This is a genomic window from uncultured Nevskia sp. (genome assembly GCF_903885465.1).
Lineage (GTDB): Bacteria > Pseudomonadota > Gammaproteobacteria > Nevskiales > Nevskiaceae > Nevskia.
On record NZ_CAISIQ010000248.1, the window covers coordinates 1 to 17998 of the forward strand.

The window sequence follows — 17998 nt, forward strand, 5'->3', positions numbered from 1 at the left end:
GCAGCGCCGTGCTGGTCATCGTGGCTTCCGCAGCAGTGCTCATCGAAAGCTGCGACGCGCTTACTTCAGCTTGCGGATGCGTTCGGCCGGGCTGACCACATCGGTCAGGCGCACGCCGAACTTCTCGTTGACGACCACCACTTCGCCATGGGCGATCAGGGTGCCGTTGGCGTAGACGTCGAGCGGCTCGCCGGCGGCGCGTTCGAGTTCGACGACCGAGCCCTGGTTGAGCTGCAACAGGTTGCGGATCGGGATGCGGGCGCGGCCCACTTCCATCGACAGGGTCACGGCGACGTCGAGAATGACGTCGAGATTGAATTCGTTGCCGAGACCGCCGGCGTTGGCGGCGCTGCCTTCCAGATTCTGGAAGCTGGCGCGGGCGTAGTCCTTATTGGTACCGCTCTGGGGGGTCGTGCTCATCGTGTCGTCCTGCTGGGGGGCGGTACTGAAGGAGTTGCTGGGCGTGGTGCTCATGGCGGCGATCAGTGCACGGTGCTGCTGCGCGGGCCGCGGCGAATCACTTCGGTGATGCGCACGGCGTTATTGCCATGCGACAAACCGAACGTGCCCTTGAACACCGGCATGTCCTCGACGCAGAGATCGATGGTTTTCGGCAGGTTCACCGGCAGCACGTCGCCCGGCTTGAGCTGCAGCAGTTCGCGAACGCTGAGATTGAGCGTGGCGAGCTGGCTGCCGATCTCCACTTCGGCGTCCTGCAGCTGCTCGCGCAGGCTCTGCGTCCAGCGCTCGTCCTTCTCGACACGATCGGACTGCAGGCCGGTATCGAGCTGATCGCGGATCGGCTCGATCATCGAATACGGGAAGGTGATGTGCAGATCGCCGCCCCCGCCTTCCAGCTCGATGCGGAAGCGCGACACGACGACGATCTCGGACGGCGACACGATGTTCGCGAAATGCGGATTGACTTCCGAGTTCATGTATTCGAAGTCGAGGTCCATCACCGGCGACCAGGCTTCCTGCAGATCGTTGAAGGCCTGACGCAGCATCAGCTGGACGACGCGCATCTCGGTCGGCGTGAACTCGCGGCCTTCGATCTTGGTGGCGATCTTGCCGTCGCCGCCGAAGAAGTTTTCGACCACCGAATAGACCAGGCGAGGCTCGAAGATGAACAGCGCGGTGCCGCGCAATGGCTTGACCCGCACCAGGTTCAGGCTGGTCGGCACCAGCAGCGAATGGGTGTACTCGCTGAACTTGGCCATCTCGATGCCGACCACGGACAGTTCAGGCGAGCGGCGCAGCATGTTGAACAGGCCGATACGGAACAGGCGCGCGAAGCGCTCGTTGATCATCTCGAGCGTTGGCAGGCGGCCACGGACGATGCGGTCTTGGGTCGCGAAATTGAAGTTGCGCGCTTCGCCCGGCGCCGCCGGCGGCGCTTCGGTGGCGACCGAGCCGCTGTCGACGCCGTGCAGCAGCGCGTCGATCTCGTCTTGTGAAAGCAGGTCTTGCATGGTCGCGATCCGAACTAGAGGGCGGGCGGCTTACTGCATGACGAAGCTGGTGAAATAGACCGCGTCGACACCGGGCTTGCCGGTCTCCTTGGTCAGGATGCGCTGGACTTCCTCGAGCACTTTCTTCTGCAGCGCTTCCTTGCCTTCGCGGCTGGCGACATCGGCCGAACTCTGGGCGCCGAGCAGCATCAGCAGCGCGTTGCGGATCTGGGCGTTGTGCAGCTTCAGCGCGTCGACCACCGCCGCGCTGCGGGCCGACAGTTCGATTTCCACTTGCAGGAAGTGGCTGGCGTCGCCGTCATTGATGTTGACGACGAAGGCCGGCGTCAGCGGCAGATAGTTGGCCGCGCCTTTCTTGCCGTCCTTGTCGCCGGCCTCATGGCCTTCAGCCGCGGCTTCGCCATGAGCTTCAGCAGCCGCTTCGGCACCGGCTTCGGCACTCTGTTCATGCGCAGGTGCGGCAGCCGGCTTCGGTGCCAGAAAGAACACGGCCGCACCGGACAAGGCCGCCGACAGCAGGGCGGCGCCGAAGATCGGAATCAGCAGCGCGCCTTTCTTCGGCGCGGCTGCTGCGGGGGCCTCTGCTGGGGTGGCGGCTGCCATGTGCGGATGCTCGTCTGCTTATGATCTTGCAGACTGTTTTGCAACCGCTGTGCCACCGACGGACCAGAATCAAGCCGTTGTTCCTGATGGCTTTTTTGCCGACGCTACGAGCCGTCGGAAATTTGACTGCGCCGAGTGAAGATGAGCTTGCAGAAAACCGCGACGGAAATGCGGCGCGGCTTTCTGCGGGTTTCAGGATGTGGCCGGCGCCGTCGGTTCGCGCTGGAAACCGAACGCCGCCGGAATGCAGGCTTCGTCGATCCGCTCCAGCATCAGACGCTGGCCTTCAAGCTCGAGCGCCAGCCCGGTCGTCGCACCCGGCGGCAAGGCCAGCACCGCAGCCAGACGCGCTTCGTCGACCGGGCCCTGATCCGACACCAGGCGCTGCAAGGCCCAGTCCAGATCGCGATCGGTGAGCCAGCCCGGACCCCGCGCGGTGAGCAGCCAGAGCCCGCCGTGCTCATCGATTGCCGCGCGTGACACGGCGCCAGCCGGCGTACCGAGATGCGTGCTCAGTGCATCGCCTTCGGCCGGCGCGCTCAACATCAAGGGCGCGGCGTCGAGCGCGACATAACCGCGTTGCGGCCCGTTCTGGAAATACCAGGCGCCGCGCTCGTCGGCGACATAGTTCGCATTGATGGTGTCGACGATCTGCGACCGGCTGATCACTTCATCCTTGATCAGCCAGCGGCCGCGCCGATCGAGCCGCAGCCAGCCATAGAGATGCGGCACGTTCGGCCAGCGCAGCATCGCGCGCTGGGCCCAGGGTTCGATGCCGGGTTCAACATCGGGTTCAACAGCAGGTTCAGTCATCGGATCAGCGCTTGGCAGGGGTGACGGCGCGCACGGCGGCGGACAACTGGCGGGCATCGGCCTGCGGCAAGGGCAGATAGAACGCGGACATTTCGCCGGCCAGTTTTGCCGCTGCCGCCTGCGGACGCGGGGAGGTATCGACGAACAGCGTCGCATGTCCGGAAGCGCGCAGCCGGCGCGATGCCGCCAACGCATCGGCTTCGGCCTGCACCCGGCCCGGCGCACCATCGCGGCCGATGTTGGCGCGGCCATCGGTCATCAAGACGATGCCCGGCGTTTCGCCGCGACGACGAATCGCATCGGCAAGTTCGATCGCTGCATCGAGCGCCGTTGCCAGCGGCGTGCCACCACCACCAGGCAAGCCGGCGAGGCTGCGCTTGGCACGGACCAGCGAACGCGTCGGCGGCAACAGCAGCTCGGCGATCGCCCCGCGAAAGCCGATCACCGCGACGCGGTCGCGGCGCACATAGCAATCGGCCAGCAGTAGCTCCACCGCGCCCTTGGCTTCGGCAAGCCGGTTCAGCGCCGACGAGCCCGAAGCATCGACGACGAAGATGGTGGTCGTCTCGCGCCGCTGTTCGAGCCGCGCGACGTGGAAATCCTCGCGACGGACCAGCACCCGCGGCGTGCTGCCATCGCCGTTGCCGCGCATCAGCAGCTCCTGTCGCCGCAAGCGCTGCCAAGGCGCCGCGGCGCGTAAGGTATCGATGATCGCCAGCCGTTGGCCGGCGCGCGGCTCGCCACGCCGTGCGCCAGCCGGCCGGCCCCGCGTCGCGGCTTTCTGCAGTGCACCGGACTTGCCCGAAGCCCGCGCCTTGCCGCCCTGCCCGCCGGCTTTCAGTTGCGCCAGCAGGTTCGGCGGAATCGCTGCGGCAGCGGCGGCGAGCACGACGTCCTGCATGGCCTGCTCGACGTCTAGTGGCTGCTGATCGGACGGCTCCTGATCCGGCGCCGACGAAGCCTCCGGCGGCGGTGCATCGGCCTCGCCCGGCTCGGGCGGCGCTTGTTCGGGCTGCTCGGGCTGAGGTTCATTGACCGGCAGCCGCGTTGCCCGTGGCGCCAGCACCAGCCGGCTGGCGATCGCGGCATCGGCCTCGTTGGCGAGCACCCGGCCATCGAGGGCTGCGGCAATACGCGCCGCGCGCGATGCGAGCCAGACCGCGCGCAACGAAGCGATGCCGAGCGCGACCGCGGTATGCGCCAGCGCTTCGATCAGCGCCTCCGGCAGCCGCACCTCGGGCAACAGCCCGCGCGCCGTAGCAATGGCTTCTGCATCGAGCCCGCTGTTGCTGACGTCGATAGCACGCAGACCGTCGAAATCGAGCGCGAACGCCAGACGATCGAGCAGCGCCGGTGCCAGCGCTTCATCGGGCTCCAGGCTTTCATCGAGCGCGACCACGCCGAGCCGCGCCGGCAGCGCACCGACGATGCCTTCGCGCGCCAGCCGCAGCTCGCCGTCATCGAGCACCGCGGCGATACGGGCGACGGTGCCGGTGCTCAGCCGTTCGGCCATGGTCAGCAGCAGCACGCCGCCATCGGCTTCACCGAGGAGGCCGCGCTCGGCGATCGGCCGGCCTGCTGCCAGGGTTGCCGACAGATCCAGGCCGCCGAGCAGACGGCCATCGGCAATGTTCAGCGGCACTTTCCGCCACGGCGCATCGGCCGGCAGCCTGCCGCGCAGCAGTTGCAGCCAGGCGTCTCGCGCGGGGCTGGGAAGCGAACGCAGCGCTACGCCACCAAGGCTCGCCGGATCGACTGCGAACAGCGCGGCAGCCGAGACCGCATCGTCGTGGCGCGCCTGCAGGAACTCGTCGTCTGCCGACGACATGGCCTGGTGCCTCAGGCGCCGAACAACTGGGCAACAGCGCGCTCGACCCGGACCGTCGAACCGGCATCGTCGAGCGGATTGCGGCGCAGGCGATGACGCAGGCTCGGCGCGGCGATGCGGCGCAGATGGCGGTCGCCCACGGTGGCATCACCATCGAGCGCAGCGAGTGCACGGGCGGCGCGCATCAGCGTCAGCTCGCCTCTGAGGCCATCCGTGCCGAGGCTCAGACAGAGGCTGGCGGCGCGTTCGAGAACGGTGTCCGGCACGGTCACGGCGTCGAGGCGCTTTCGAGCGGCGACGATCCGGCGGCGAACCTTGTCGTCCTCCTTCTGCCATTCGGCGATGAACGCGGCGCGGTCGCGCTCGAAGGCGTCGCGGCGGCGGACGACGCTGATCCGCAGCGCAAGATCGGTGGGCGTCGAGACTTCGACCGACAGGCCGAAGCGGTCGAGCAGCTGTGGCCGCAGTTCGCCTTCTTCCGGGTTGCCGCTGCCGATCAGCACGAAGCGCGCGGGATGGCGAATGCTCAGGCCTTCGCGCTCGACGACGTTCTCACCTGAGGCCGCGACATCGATCAGCAGATCGACGAGGTGATCTTCGAGCAGGTTCACTTCGTCGACATACAGAAAGCCGCGGTTGGCGCGCGCCAGCAGGCCCGGCTCGAAAGCCTTGATGCCCTGCGCCAGCGCCTTTTCGAGATCGAGCGCGCCGACCACGCGATCCTCGGTGGCGCCCAGCGGCAGATCGACCACCGGGACCGGCACCTTGTGGGTCTTCTTCTTCGCGTCGCCGAGCTTGCCGAGGCTGGTCTGGCAAGCCTCGGACGGATCATCCGGTGCGCAGTGATACGGACAGCCGATCACCGCTTCCATCGGCGGCAGGAGTGCGGCGAGCGCACGCACCGCAGTCGATTTTCCGGTGCCGCGGTCGCCGAACACCATGACGCCACCGATCGCCGGTTCGACCGCCGCGATCAGCAAGGCCAGCTTCATTTCTTCCTGGCCGACGATGGCCGAAAACGGGAACGGCAGGGGCATGCGCGGCGGTCCTCGAAACGATGTGCCGGGAAAGTGTCATGGCAGACGAACGTCAGCAAGACTTTACCAAAGGCGCAGCAATTCACCGCCATCTGGCCGAGGTTTCTTGCGGCCCTTGCGGCCCTCGGCGAGACTGCCGCATGTCCTCCCCGAACTCTTTCCGCCTGCCGCTGCTACAGGCTGCGGCTGCTGTGCTGGCGCTGGTGATGATCGTGTTCGCGATCCTGCAATTACGCGAGACCCGACAGGGCCTGACGGTCACTCGCAGCGCCGTCGGCAGCATTCCGATCACCATCTATGCGCCCGCCGACGGCAAGCCGGCGCCGGCGGTGGTGATCGCCCACGGCTTCGCTGGTTCGCAGCAATTGATGCAGCCGTTCGCGACCACCCTGGCCCGCGCGGGCCAGATCGCCATCACCTTCGATTTCCCGGGTCACGGCCGCAATCCGCTGCCGCTGCCGGGCGGGCTTGCCGATCAGCCGACGATGTCGGTGGCCCTGATCGACGCGCTGAAGCAGGTCGTTGCCCATGCGCGGACCTTGCCGCAGGTCGACGGCCGGGTGGCGCTGCTCGGCCATTCGATGGCTTCCGATGTCGTGGTCCAGGTCGGCATGGATGATCCGACGATTGCGGCGACTGTTGCCGTGTCGCTCTTCGTGCCACGGGCGACGACGACCGCGCCGCGCAATCTGCTGATCATCGATGGCGCGCTGGAAGCGCAGGCCCTGATCGACGAAGGCTTTGCCAGCCTCACCGAAAGCGCAGGCGGCATGCCGAAAACAGACTTCACCTACGGCCGCTTCGACGATGGCAGCGCGCGGCGTCTGGTGCTGGCACGCGGCGCCGAACACATCGGCGTGCTGTATGCGCGCGACAGCCTGGATGCCGCCGTCGCCTGGCTGTCGCAGGTGTTCGACCGGCCGGCTGGCAAGTGGCGCGATACCCGCGGCGGCGCGCTGGCGCTGCTGTTCGGTGGGCTGATCCTGCTCGCCTGGCCGCTCGCTTCACGGCTGCCACCAGCCTCGACACAGCTGCTGGGGCTGGCGCTCGGTCATCGGGACCTGCTGCGTATCGCAGGCCTGCCGGCGATCGCCACACCGCTGCTGCTGTGGCCGCTGCCGCATGACTGGCTGCCGCTGCTGCTCGGCGGCTATCTAGCGATGCACTTCGCGCTCTATGGATTGCTGATGGCGCTGCTGCTCAGGCGGCGCGGGTACGGGCTGCCGAGCTTGGCCCGCTTCGATCGCCACACCTGGCTGAGCCTGCTGGCCGTGACCCTGGTCACTACGCTGGCCTTCGGCGCAGCACTCGATGGCTGGGTGGCTTCGGTAAAGCCGATCGCGATGCGGCTGCCGCTGATCGCGGCGATGGTCATCGGCCTGCTGCCGTTCTTCGTCATCGACGAATGGATCACCCGCGGCGCGCGGCCTGCTGCGGGCGCCTATGCACTGACCAAGGCGCTGCTGCTCGCCTCCCTACTGCTGGCGGTGGCGCTGAACCTCGGCGAGCTGTTCTTCCTGATCATCATCGTGCCGGTGATCCTGCTGCTGTTCATCGTCTTTGGTTTGCTTGGCGGTTGGGTCGGACGCCGCAGCGGCCAGCCGCTGATCACGGCCTTCAGCAATGCGCTGCTGTTCGGCTGGCTGATCGCGGTGAGCTTTCCAGTGGTCAGCCAGTGACTCTGTCAACGAGCTTGGCGACCCGTCTGCGGTCTGCGACGGGCAGCCTGCATCGCGAGGTCGAAGGCAGTCCGCTGATCGCGAACCTGCTGCGCGGCGCACTGGATCGAGCCGGCTACTGCCTGATGCTGCGCAATCTGCAGCCGATCTATGCGGCGCTGGAAGCACGGCTGCCGGCACTTGCTGAGGATCCGGTGATTGCCTGCATCTTCGATCCCGTGCTCGCGCGTCTGCCGGCGCTGGAAGCCGATCTGGTCACGCTGCACGGCGCGGACTGGCCTTCACTGCCGCTGCAGGTGGCTGCCAAGATTTATCAAGGGCACTTGCTGCAACTCGATGCGCCGGGCCTCGTCGCCCACGCCTATGTCCGCTATCTCGGCGATCTGGCCGGCGGCCAGATGCTGGCGCGCATCGTTCGTCGTGCACTGTCGCTCGAAGGCGATAGAGGCACGGCGTTCTATGCGTTCCCGTCTCCGGGTGCGGCAGTGCTCGGTCAGTGTTTCCGCGATGGGCTGGATCGCATCGTGTTGCTGGAAGCGGCGTTAGACCGGATCGTCGATGAAGCCTGCCTCGGTTTCCGCTGGCATGGCGATCTGTTCAGGGCGCTGGGCGCCGACCGCGATCTGCCTCAGCGTTCGCCGCTGCCGCTCGCGTAGCGACGTAGCCGGCGATACAGCGCGGCGGCGCGCTGGGTCGAGGTTTCCAGCTCGCGCAGCAGCGGCACGGCACCGCCATCGCCGATCGCATCGGCAATTTCCATCGCCGCGACATTGGCGTTGGCGAGGATCGCGCCGATCACCTCATCCGGCTCGCGCAGCTGGGAACCGCCTTCGAGGGCCGCCAGATCGCGCTCGGCCTGAAGGATCGTGGTCTCGAAATGCTGGCGTGCGGATTCGGTCTGCCGATGCACGGTCAGATCGCTGAGGATGACGATGAAACCGAGGATGCTGCTGCCCTGTCCTGGCACCACATCGGCACGAATGCCGATCGGCAGCGGTGCCGTTCCGGAAGTCACCAGCCCGGCCTCGCCGCGCCACGGCAGACGCTCCTGTTGCAGACGCTTGAGCATCGCCCGGACTTCGCCGGGTTCGAGAAACAGGCCGCCGAGATCATCCAGCGTGGTCAAAGTGGCTGCCGGGCTGCCGGGCAGGCGCTGGAAGGTTTCGTTCGAGTACAGGATGTGGCCGGCCGAGGCAGCGATGATCACCGGGTCTTTCGAGTTGCCGACCTGCGATCGCACCAGATTCAGCTGATGCTGGGCAATCAGCAGCCGCACCGCCTGGATCTGCAGGATGATGTCGCTCAGCGACTGGCCGATCGCTTTCGCCAGCACTTCCTCGGCGCGCGTCCACGGTGCCGCCGTGCCGCGGACGATCTCCGACCAGGCCGCGAACGAGCGGCGCGGCGACAAGGTCAGCGGATCGTCACTATTGAGCAGCGGCTTGGCCGGATCGCCAGCCCAGGTGTATTCGCAGGGCTGCTCCTTGCGGAACCACATCAGCCAGTCCGGCCGCGACGGCGACAGCGGCACCGCCATCACGCCGCTCGCAGTCGAGGCCATCGACGCGAATTCCGGATTGCGGCGAACCACCGAAGCGCAGGTGTAGACGCCGCCCTCGCCGGGCTGGGCCGATACCCAGGCCAGCAGCGCGCGCAGATCGGGCGTCGACGGCACATCGCCGGCCGTCATGATCTCGCCGTCGTGGAACAGCGCAGCACCGGTGGCATCGACCGGCGTCAGCAGGGTGCGTGAATTGCGGAACAGCGCGTTGCGCCAGTCGCCATCGGTGGAGGTGGCTTCGATCAGCCGCAACTCCAGGCGCTTGACCAGCACTTCGACCTGCGACTGCACGTAATTCTCGATTGCCGCGATGCGCGTCGAGATCACTTCGGCGAGCAGTTCCAGCGCCGCCCGCGACGTGTACGGCACGTAACGCGGCGAATAGTGATGGCAGGCGATCAGCCCCCAGAGCTTGCCCTCGCGCACCAGCGACACCACCAGGGTGCCGGTCACGCCCATGTTCTTCAGGTACTGCAGGTGCAGCGGCGACATGCTGCGCAGGTGGCACAAGGACATGTCCAGTTCGCTGCCGTCCTGCAACTGGCGCGGCACGATCGCCACCGGTTCGTAATGGACATCGACCAGCACCCGCACGCGGTTGCGGATGTACAGCTCGCGGGCGCGCTGCGGAATGTCGGTGGCTGGATAGTGATGGCCGAGCAGTGAATCGAGGCTGCCATCGCGGGCCTCGGCGATGATTTCGCCGTGACCATCGGGATCGAATTTGTAGACCATGACCCGGTCGTAGCCGGTGGTCTCGCGCACGCAGTGCACCACGGCTTCGGACAGGAAGGCGATGGTCGGCGCGCTGCTGAATTTCTTCACTGCCTGGGCGATCGCTGCCTGGGTCACCGGCTTCGCCGATTCATAACGGCGGTTGTAGGCGGTGTCGGCATCCTGCTGCGCGAGTTCCAGTTCGACCACCAGCCCGCCGTGCGGGGCGCGATGCAGGGTGCCCTCCATCGCGACTCGGCCATTGGCACCATCGATCGAACAACGCAGCGGTGCCGGCTCGGACAGATCGGCCACCAGTGCCGCGCGGACTTTCGCCAACAGATTGCCGCCGAGCTGGGCTGCCGACTGGCCGAGCAGCGCCATCAGCGGACGGCCCGACAGACAGACGATATTGCTGCTCGCCTGGACGATGGTGAGGGCGGGTTCGGCGAGTGTCAGCAGCACGCCGTGCGGCTGGATCGAGCCAGCGAGATGAATCAACTCGCGCTCGCAGTTGCTGAGCGTGGCTTCGCCGAACGGCGGACTCGCGAGCGCTTCATTCATCCGTCTTGCGTCTCCGAACTGCGGGCCCTCCACCAGGCCCGAACAGGCGCTAGCCGCTAGTCCGTAAGAGTTTTAGTGAATCGACGGATCCGGCGGTTCGAGGCCGGGCATCCGCACGGCGCCGCTACCGTAACCCGGACGCAGGATGAAGCCAAATGATTCTTCGTCATCCTCGCGCAGGCAGGTGCCAGACAGTTCCACGGCGATCAGCCGCCCTTGCTCGCCACGGACCGTGGTGGCGATGCGCTGGGCAACGGCATCGCGGCGCAGGCTGTTCATCAGCAAGGCGAGATCGTCTGCGGTGACACCGAGCCATTCGCCCAGCGACCGGCCGACGACAGCCGAGGGGGCTTCGACCTGGGCAAGCGCGGTGAACGCCGGATTGGCCATCTGCACCAGGCCATCGGCGTCGGTGACGACAATGGCATCCGGGCTCATCGCCATCAGCGACTGAAGCTTGGCCGCTGCCTGCGGCTGCCATTGCGGATCGATGCTCTTCAGGCGCATCAGCAACGCGGTGCTGGCTTCGGTACGCAGTGGCGTGATCGAGACCCGAACCATGCCGCGATGCTCCGGCAGCACGGCGTCGGTTTCCGCCGCGCGGCCGTTGAGCTTGGCGGAGGCGAACAATTCAAGCACCGCCTCGCGCGATTCTTCATGCAGCGGCACGGTGGCGCGTTTGCCGATCAGTTGATCGAGGCTCAGGCCGAACAGCCGGGCTGCCGCACGATTGGCGTCGATCACGTTCAGCGAGGTGGCATCGACGACCAGCACCGCATCGGTCGCGATCTGGAACAGCAGCTGATAGCGGGTTTCGCTCTGCCGGCGCTGCCAATACTCGCGCTCCATCTCGGCCTGCGCATGGACCAGGCGCTGCTGCATCGCCGAGACCACGCTCAAGTCGCGACCAACGACCAGCAGCGGCCCGCTTTGTCCGAGGCGGACGGCGGAGTACGCCATCGGCACGTCGAGCCCCAATGGGGACGGGTGATTGACCTGCCGCGAGCGGGACAAGCCGGTGGCCGCGACATCGGCGAGCAATTGCTCGACCTTCTTGCGGGTTTCGATGGTGACCGTATCGGCCATATGGCGACCCACCCATTCATCGGCCATGGTCTTGACCGGCTCGCTGCCGCCGAGCGCGATGCGCTGGATCACGCCTTGATCGTCGATGACCAGGGCGATGTCGCTGGCCACGGATACCAGCATTTCAGCCAGTTCCGGCGCCAGCGCCGACAACGCACCCAGGTCCTGCGCTGCGTGCGGATCACGCAGGGTCATGAGGCAGCTCCGGAAGAGCTGCAAGCGCAGTTGGCAGTGACAGCGGAAAGCACGTCGCAAGGCCTCGAAATCGTTCCAACACGGCACACGGTCAAGCCGGAAATGCGATTTTCAACCGGGACGTGCGAATTGGCCGTGAAGGGCCGGTGCCTGGTCGGTCCGGGCCGCCATTCGGCGACACCAGAACACCCGCGACGGTACACGAAGGCGCCAGAGCCGGGAAGCGAGTGATTACATCCCACCCATGCAGAAAAGCCGCCGAGGCTTAAGCCCAGCGGCGTTTCAGATCGACCAGATGGCCGACCAGCGAACCACTGAGCGCCAGCGCCAGCCAGGGCCAGGCGGCGCCGGCAATCGCTGCGCGCAAGGCCAGCAGCAGACAGAAGCCGGACAGCAGATTGGCGATCAGATCGGCCGGTGGTGGGCCGCGGCCGGCGTAGCGGTGGACCGCGAACAGCAGGACCGCTTCGGCCGCCATCAGCATCAGCACCAGATCGACGGCAAGGCCGCTGGCGAAGAATTCGTTCATGGTGCGCGGCGCGTGACGTACCGTCCTCAGGCCCGCGCCAGGCCGAACAGGTGAGCGAGATCCTTGAAGAAGATGCGCACGTGAGCCATCGGTTTCTTCCGTTCGAGTTTCTTGTTCATGTAGGAATCGAAAGTCAGCTTCTGCACGTCGCGGTCTTCGCATATCTTCACAAAGCTTTCGCGGCGGCGCTCGCTGCCGTACCAGAACCACTGCAGGATGCCGAGCACCCAGAACACCGTGCCGTGCTCTCGCATGAAGCGCTTGCGCGCCAGTTTCAGGGCGCGGACATTGCCAGTGGCGAGCAGCACCTCGACGGCTTCGGCAGCCAGCTGGCCACCGAGCATCGCGTAATAGATGCCTTCGCCGGACGCCGGTGCGACCACGCCGGCAGCATCGCCGGCCAGCACCACATCCCGGCCATTGTCCCAGCGTCCCAGCGGCTTCATCGGGATCGGCGCGCCTTCGCGGCGCAGCGTTTCGCATTGGGCGAGCCCGCTGGTTTCGCGCAGCGTGCTGACCGAGGAACGCATCGAAAAGCCCTTGTGGGCGCTGCCGGTGCCGACGCTGACGGTATCGCCGTGCGGGAACACCCAGGAATAGAAATCGGGTGACAGGGCGCCGCGGTAGATGACATCGCAACGGCTGGCGTCGTAGTCGACGGCCAGCTGCTTCGGCGCGCGGATGATCTCGTGATAGGCGAACACGAACTTCATTCTCTGAGCACCCGGAATCTGCTGGCGGGCGATCAGCGATTTCGCGCCGTCAGCGCCGATCACGGCTCGGGCACGCACCTGCTGCAACTCGCCACCACGCGGCCGGTAATGGATCAGCGCAGTGCCGTCGCTGTCGCGCGTCATCGTCTCGAAACTGCCGGTGCGGCGTTCGGCGCCATGGGTTTCGGCACGCGCGCGCAGCCATTCATCGAATTCAGCGCGGTCGACCATGCCGACGAAGCCGTTGTCGATCGGAATGTCGACGTGCTTGTCGCTCGGCGACACCATGCGCGCCGAGCGGATTTTCGCGACCAGCATTGCATCGGGAATCTGGTAATCGCGGATCGCACGCGGCGGAATCGCACCGCCGCAGGGTTTGATGCGGCCATCGCGATCGAGCAGCAGCACCTTGCGTCCGCGCTTGGCGAGTTCATCGGCTGCAGTCGCGCCTGACGGCCCGCCACCGACGACGACGACATCCCAGGTCTCTGCTTGCGTCATCGGCTATACCTTTTGCCCGGCGAGCTGCGCGCCGGCTGGGGAGGGGAACGAGTTGCGGGATGGCGGGGCCGCGCTCAAGCGCGCGGCCAGCCTTGCAGCGACCAAGAACAGCAGCGATTCAAGACCGAAGACCAGCGCATAGGCCGGCCCATCGGCACCGATCGCTGCACGGGCTACATCGCTGGCGGCCGCACCGGCAAAGCCGCCGAGGCCGAAAGCGATCGCCTGCGCAGCGCCCCAGAGGCCCATGCGCACGCCTTCGCGACCGGCCCGGCCTTCGCTGGCGTAAGTCATCATCGAACCGATCGCGGCGACCGCGAAGGCACCGTTGGCGGCGCCGAGCAGGAACACGTTTTCCTTCAAAGGCCAGCCGATGCCGGTCAAGCCGCCGACGGTCAGGGCCAGCAACGCCGCGCAGGAGGCGACGCAGCCGCCGACCGTCCAGGCTTGCAGCGAACCGAAGCGCCGGCCACGCCAGCCGGTACCGGCCAGCGCCACCAGAATCATCCCGACCAGTACGCCACCGTGCTGCACGCCGGCGAGCTTGGTAGAAGCACCTGGCGTGTAGCCGAACACGCTGCCGGCGAACGGCTCCAGGATCAGATCCTGAGCGCTGTAGGCGAGCATCGACATGAACACGAAGATGGTGAAACGCCGCGCCCGCGATTCAGCCCAGACCTCGCGCAGCGCCTCCATGAACGGCGGCTTGTCCGCCTCCGCTTCACCGCTCGAGCGGCCCTGCCCTTCAAGCCCGGCAGTGGCAAGCAGCGTGATCGCCAGTGCGGCCACCGCGACCGCCGCCGTGATCATCAGCAGGCGCTTGGCCGAGTACGGATCGAGCAGCGCGCCGACGATGACCGTGGTCAGCACGAAGCCGACGATCATCATCATCCAGACGATGGTCGCCGCTGCTGCGCGCTTGCCGGGATCAACCCGCTTGGCCAGCAGCACCAGCAGCGAAGTGCCGGCACTGCCGACGCCAACGCCGATCAGCACGAAGGCGAGCACGGCGAGCGCAATGCCCGCCGCAACGTTGCTGGCCATCCAGGCAATGCCGGCGGCAGCGAGCACACCGCCGAGGCCGAGGACCGCCATGCCACCGATGATCCACGGCGTGCGCCGACCGCCGATATCGGAACCGAAGCCGAGTCTCGGCCGCAGGATCTGCACCGCGTAATGCAGCGCCACCAGCGCACCCGGCAGCATCGCCGGCAAAGCCAGTTCGACGACCATGACCCGATTCATCGTCGAGGTCGCGATCACCACGATGGCGCCGAGTGCGGCCTGCACGAAGCCCAGCCGGATGATGCCGAACCAGCCCAGGTAATCCGCGTTCGGCTTCATGCCGCCACCTCGACGCCGCTGACCCGCAGCGCAAAGGCGCTGACCAGCATGCCGATCACGTACAGCGGAATGCCGAAGCCGGAGTACCACAGCGCCTGCTGACAGGGCGCGGAGAGAAAGCGCCGCATCATCATCAACTGGATCGCCAGCAGGCCGCCGATGCCCAGCGCGTGCAAGGGCATCTGCCAATGCAGCAGCAGGCCGATCACGATGATTTGCGGCAACACCATCGCCGCGCAGGCGGTGAGTGCGGCGCGATCGACACCGAGCCGGACCGGCAGCGAGCCGATGCCGGTGATCCGGTCGCCTTCGATCGATTTGAAATCGTTCAGGGTCATGATGCCGTGGGCACCGGCGCTATACAGCGCAGCCAGCGCCAGCGAGCGCATGCCGGGCGTAGCGCCACCGGCCATCACCGCGGCGCCAGTGGTCCAGGCCAGGCCTTCGTAGCAGATCGCGCAGGCGCTATTGCCCCACCAGCCATTGCGCTTGAGCCGAACCGGCGGCGCGCTGTAGGCCCAGGCGAGCAGCAGGCCGACGACTGTTGCCGCAAACCCCCAGGGACCGAGCGCGATGGCGACGATCATCGACAGCACCGTCCAGCCGATGGCGATGTACAGGCCCCAGAGGCCGGGCATGCGGCCGGAAGGAATCGGCCGGTTCGGTTCGTTGATCGCATCGACTTCGCGATCGAACCAGTCATTGACCGCCTGGCTAGTTGCGCAGACCAGCGGCCCGGCAATCAGCACACCGACGATGATCAGCAGCCAGTTACCGCTCAGGCGTTCGCCAGAAGCGACCACCCCGCAGCCAAATGCCCACATCGGCGGAAACCAGGTGATTGGCTTGAGCAGTTCCGTCACGGCCGACAAGGCCGGGCGTGCCGCTGGTTTCAGTGCCGTAGCGTTCAATGGAGGCTGGCCCGAGGCTGAATGTAAGCCTAGGTTTACGCTTGCTAACCAATATCGTCAATTATTTCTGACAGTCGGCGCTGTCAGCGAGGGCTATCCCTTGGAATCGCCCTCACGATCCGACTCGGAGGCGGACGGTTTACGGATCGTCAACCAAGCTTCGAGGCCGAGTCCGAGAGCAAGCGCCAGCCCCGCCCATTCGAAGATCGGAACCCCGAGGAAGGTCATCACGTGGCCGGTTCCGGCTCGTCGGGTCCGAGATCGCCGAGGCCATAGCGGCGCAGCTTCACGTACAGGCTCTGACGGCTCAAGCCCAGCATTTCGGCTGCCGACGCGCGATTGTCGCGAGTCAGTTCGAGTGCGGCTTCGATGCACAGCTTTTCGATCAGGTCGGTCGATTCCCGTACCAGCTCCTTCAGTGACACGCGGCCGACCAGTTCGGTGAGTTGGTTCGCCGAGCGCGGCAGTTCCTGAGCGACGCGGGCACTGACCGACGAAGCGGCCCGGCGGCCGACGTCGCGGATCGTGAAACCAAGACAAGGCGGCTCACCGTGCGGCACCGACACTGCCGAAACTTCGACATCGCTGGTCGCGCCGTGCTCGCCACGGAGCACGGTCGAGAACAGCCGAACCGAGCCATGCTGGCGAATGCTGCCGATCAGTACGCTGAAATCGACACCGGACCGGCCGAGCCAGCGCTCCAGCGATTCGCCGCGCAACTGCGCCTCGCTGACCGTCTGCGCCAGATCGACGAACGCGCGATTGGCTGTGATCACCTGTCCTTCGAGATCGGTGACGACGAAGCCATCCGGAAGGCTTTCCATGACCTTGACGATCGAACGCGGCACCGCCGCTTCGCCGCTGTCGCCACGCACCGGCGCCAGGCGAACCAGGAAGAACGAGCCATTTTCCTGCGAAAACAGCGAGGCGGCGATCAGGAACTCGCGGGCATCGCTGCTCAAGCGCACGCGGGTATCGTCACCGCGGCCGACAGCGCGGGCGCGCGCCAGCAGCAGGCCGATGGTACTGGTGCTCTCGGTATCGAAACCTTCGGGAAAACTGCGGCCGACGACCTTGCGCGCGTTCTCGCCGAGCAGTTCGCCAGCGGCCGGATTGGCTTCGACGATCTTCTGCGTTGCCGCATCGATGATCAACACCGCTTCAAGCGAGGACATGAACAGCAGGCGATAGCGCGTCTCGACATGGCGCAGGCGCCAGTAGTCGCGCTCCATCGATTGCTGGGCATCGACCAGCCTTTGCTGCAATTGGGCGTTTGGGCGGAGATCGCGACCGAAGGCCACGACCTGACCGTTCTGGCCGACCCGCACGGCCGAATAAAGCACCGGCACATCGGAGCCGCGCGACGAGGGATGATTGACCTGGCGCCAGCGACGCTCGGCTTTCGAGGTCGCTTCGCGCAGCAGGGTTTCGACTTTCGCGCGGCTTTCGACGGTGACCGTTTCGGCCCAAGGCTGGCCGATCCACTTGCGGCAGCCTTCCAGCAGCATGTCTTCGCTGCCGAGCGCGACGTCGCGGATCACGCCGTCGCCATCGAGCACCAGGGCCACGTCGGCTGCCGCCGCAATCAGATCCGCCGCGGACTCCGCGTCCAGGCTGCCGAGGCGACCGTTCGGTAGCGTTGACACGCTCACTGCAGGGGCACCTTGTCGATCATGTGGGGGCGCAGTCTCGGCGATCTCTTCCAAACTTGCCTCATGAACAATGGCTCGACAGCGGGATTAGGGTGAAACCCTAACGCGCCGCGAGTATTTCTGCCTGACGAACTGCTTCCCGGGCATCGGCAGCGGTGGCATCGGCACCCAGCAACGCGGCCAGTTCCGGATGCGCCACGAAATGCGGACCACCCAGCATGACCGACACCGAACGGTTCCTGGAGGTGCTCCGCAAATCCGCGATCCAGGACGCAAGCCCTTCGAGACGGCAGTCGCCACCGGCCGAAATGCCCACGCAGTCAAACCATTCCGTAGCCGCCAGCGACACAACGTCCTCGCTAGGCACGCCGGGCCCACCGATCACATGCCAGCCGCTGCGGATGAAGAATTCCTTGACCATCATCAAGCCCATCGAGTGCTGCTCGCCCGGTGCAGGCGCGAGCAGGATGCGCCGTGTGTCGGTACGGGCCGCCGGCGATTCGCGAAACACCGGGCTGAACTCGCGGATCACGTGCTGAACCCGGCCAAGCGCCATCGTCACATCGACGAAATCGCAGAGATCCTGTTCCCACAACTCGCCGAGATGGCGGGCCGCCGGCGCCAGCAGTTCCAGATACAGGGTTTCCAGCAGATAGCCCTGATCGACCATCGCTTCTATATAGCCAGCAGCGGCGATCGAGCTTTGCGTCAGAACCAGCCCGGCAAATTCCAGCACATGCTCGCGGCTGGGAATCTCGCCGCGCTCGTCGGCAGGACCATCAGCCAGCAACTGGCC

The 17998-nt window shown here is 66.3% G+C and carries 16 protein-coding genes; 2 read left to right on the top strand and 14 right to left on the bottom strand.

What is annotated here, in order from left to right; all coding sequences use genetic code 11:
* Window positions 1-60: 60 nt before the first annotated feature.
* The 6 genes from fliN to bchI form a co-directional block, all read right to left on the bottom strand.
* Window positions 61-420, bottom strand: a complete 360-nt coding sequence (fliN, locus tag QZY06_RS09305) for a flagellar motor switch protein FliN (protein WP_295683249.1) — start codon at window positions 418-420, stop codon at window positions 61-63.
* Between the two features lie 62 nt (window positions 421-482).
* Window positions 483-1472 carry a flagellar motor switch protein FliM gene (gene fliM, locus QZY06_RS09310; protein ID WP_295683252.1) on the bottom strand — a complete coding sequence of 330 codons (990 nt, stop codon included), beginning with the start codon at window positions 1470-1472 and terminating at the stop codon, window positions 483-485.
* 30 nt (window positions 1473-1502) lie between these two features.
* The gene (gene fliL / locus QZY06_RS09315) at window positions 1503-2075 is read right to left on the bottom strand and encodes a flagellar basal body-associated protein FliL (protein ID WP_295683256.1); all 573 of its coding nucleotides are present in this window, start codon (window positions 2073-2075) and stop codon (window positions 1503-1505) included.
* A gap of 192 nt (window positions 2076-2267) precedes the next feature.
* A complete protein-coding gene (locus QZY06_RS09320) occupies window positions 2268-2888 on the bottom strand; it encodes a DUF2946 family protein (RefSeq protein WP_295683258.1) in 621 nt (206 codons plus the stop codon).
* 4 nt (window positions 2889-2892) lie between these two features.
* Window positions 2893-4716, bottom strand: a complete 1824-nt coding sequence (locus QZY06_RS09325) for a magnesium chelatase subunit D (protein WP_295683260.1) — start codon at window positions 4714-4716, stop codon at window positions 2893-2895.
* A gap of 11 nt (window positions 4717-4727) precedes the next feature.
* Window positions 4728-5753, bottom strand: coding sequence for a magnesium chelatase ATPase subunit I (bchI, locus tag QZY06_RS09330; protein ID WP_295683263.1), 1026 nt, complete (start codon window positions 5751-5753; stop codon window positions 4728-4730).
* A gap of 140 nt (window positions 5754-5893) precedes the next feature.
* On the opposite strand from bchI, the gene QZY06_RS09335 reads away from it, so the two are divergent.
* Window positions 5894-7432 carry an alpha/beta hydrolase gene (locus QZY06_RS09335; protein ID WP_295683268.1) on the top strand — a complete coding sequence of 513 codons (1539 nt, stop codon included), beginning with the start codon at window positions 5894-5896 and terminating at the stop codon, window positions 7430-7432.
* Window positions 7429-8088, top strand: a complete 660-nt coding sequence (locus QZY06_RS09340; protein WP_295683271.1) for a heme oxygenase (biliverdin-producing) — start codon at window positions 7429-7431, stop codon at window positions 8086-8088. Before QZY06_RS09335 ends, QZY06_RS09340 begins: the two co-directional genes overlap by 4 nt.
* On the opposite strand, the gene QZY06_RS09345 is transcribed toward QZY06_RS09340, so the two are convergent.
* From QZY06_RS09345 to QZY06_RS09380, 8 genes are all read right to left on the bottom strand, one after another.
* The gene (locus QZY06_RS09345) at window positions 8061-10271 is read right to left on the bottom strand and encodes a GAF domain-containing protein (RefSeq protein ID WP_295683273.1); all 2211 of its coding nucleotides are present in this window, start codon (window positions 10269-10271) and stop codon (window positions 8061-8063) included. The two genes, QZY06_RS09340 and QZY06_RS09345, sit on opposite strands and share 28 nt — an antisense overlap.
* Window positions 10272-10343: 72 nt before the next feature.
* Window positions 10344-11552 carry a transcriptional regulator PpsR gene (gene ppsR / locus QZY06_RS09350; protein ID WP_295683276.1) on the bottom strand — a complete coding sequence of 403 codons (1209 nt, stop codon included), beginning with the start codon at window positions 11550-11552 and terminating at the stop codon, window positions 10344-10346.
* A gap of 265 nt (window positions 11553-11817) precedes the next feature.
* Window positions 11818-12081 carry a hypothetical protein gene (locus tag QZY06_RS09355; RefSeq protein ID WP_295683279.1) on the bottom strand — a complete coding sequence of 88 codons (264 nt, stop codon included), beginning with the start codon at window positions 12079-12081 and terminating at the stop codon, window positions 11818-11820.
* A gap of 26 nt (window positions 12082-12107) precedes the next feature.
* Window positions 12108-13295: a geranylgeranyl diphosphate reductase gene (locus tag QZY06_RS09360; protein WP_295683282.1), complete on the bottom strand. Its 1188-nt coding sequence runs from the start codon at window positions 13293-13295 to the stop codon at window positions 12108-12110.
* Between the two features lie 3 nt (window positions 13296-13298).
* Complete coding sequence (locus QZY06_RS09365; protein ID WP_295683286.1) at window positions 13299-14639, bottom strand: BCD family MFS transporter; 1341 nt, start codon at window positions 14637-14639, stop codon at window positions 13299-13301.
* On the bottom strand, window positions 14636-15550 hold the full coding sequence (gene chlG, locus QZY06_RS09370; protein ID WP_295683288.1) for a chlorophyll synthase ChlG: 915 nt from the start codon (window positions 15548-15550) through the stop codon (window positions 14636-14638). The genes QZY06_RS09365 and chlG overlap by 4 nt, the downstream gene beginning before the upstream one ends.
* 227 nt (window positions 15551-15777) lie before the next feature.
* A complete protein-coding gene (gene ppsR / locus QZY06_RS09375) occupies window positions 15778-17202 on the bottom strand; it encodes a transcriptional regulator PpsR (protein ID WP_295683290.1) in 1425 nt (474 codons plus the stop codon).
* 100 nt (window positions 17203-17302) lie between these two features.
* A partial coding sequence (locus QZY06_RS09380) for a B12-binding domain-containing protein (RefSeq protein WP_295683293.1) occupies window positions 17303-17998 on the bottom strand: 696 nt, incomplete at its 5' end.

Bases quoted from the DNA above. Each gene is read 5' to 3' on its own strand.
- QZY06_RS09320 (WP_295683258.1), bottom strand. From the start codon at position 2,888: ATGACTGAACCTGCTGTTGAACCCGATGTTGAACCCGGCATCGAACCC.
- ppsR (WP_295683276.1), bottom strand. From the start codon at position 11,552: ATGACCCTGCGTGATCCGCACGCAGCGCAGGACCTGGGTGCGTTGTCG.
- QZY06_RS09365 (WP_295683286.1), bottom strand. From the start codon at position 14,639: ATGAAGCCGAACGCGGATTACCTGGGCTGGTTCGGCATCATCCGGCTG.
- QZY06_RS09345 (WP_295683273.1), bottom strand. From the start codon at position 10,271: ATGAATGAAGCGCTCGCGAGTCCGCCGTTCGGCGAAGCCACGCTCAGC.
- fliM (WP_295683252.1), bottom strand. From the start codon at position 1,472: ATGCAAGACCTGCTTTCACAAGACGAGATCGACGCGCTGCTGCACGGC.
- QZY06_RS09325 (WP_295683260.1), bottom strand. From the start codon at position 4,716: ATGTCGTCGGCAGACGACGAGTTCCTGCAGGCGCGCCACGACGATGCG.
- QZY06_RS09360 (WP_295683282.1), bottom strand. From the start codon at position 13,295: ATGACGCAAGCAGAGACCTGGGATGTCGTCGTCGTCGGTGGCGGGCCG.
- bchI (WP_295683263.1), bottom strand. From the start codon at position 5,753: ATGCCCCTGCCGTTCCCGTTTTCGGCCATCGTCGGCCAGGAAGAAATG.
- QZY06_RS09355 (WP_295683279.1), bottom strand. From the start codon at position 12,081: ATGAACGAATTCTTCGCCAGCGGCCTTGCCGTCGATCTGGTGCTGATG.
- fliN (WP_295683249.1), bottom strand. From the start codon at position 420: ATGAGCACGACCCCCCAGAGCGGTACCAATAAGGACTACGCCCGCGCC.
- fliL (WP_295683256.1), bottom strand. From the start codon at position 2,075: ATGGCAGCCGCCACCCCAGCAGAGGCCCCCGCAGCAGCCGCGCCGAAG.
- QZY06_RS09335 (WP_295683268.1), top strand. From the start codon at position 5,894: ATGTCCTCCCCGAACTCTTTCCGCCTGCCGCTGCTACAGGCTGCGGCT.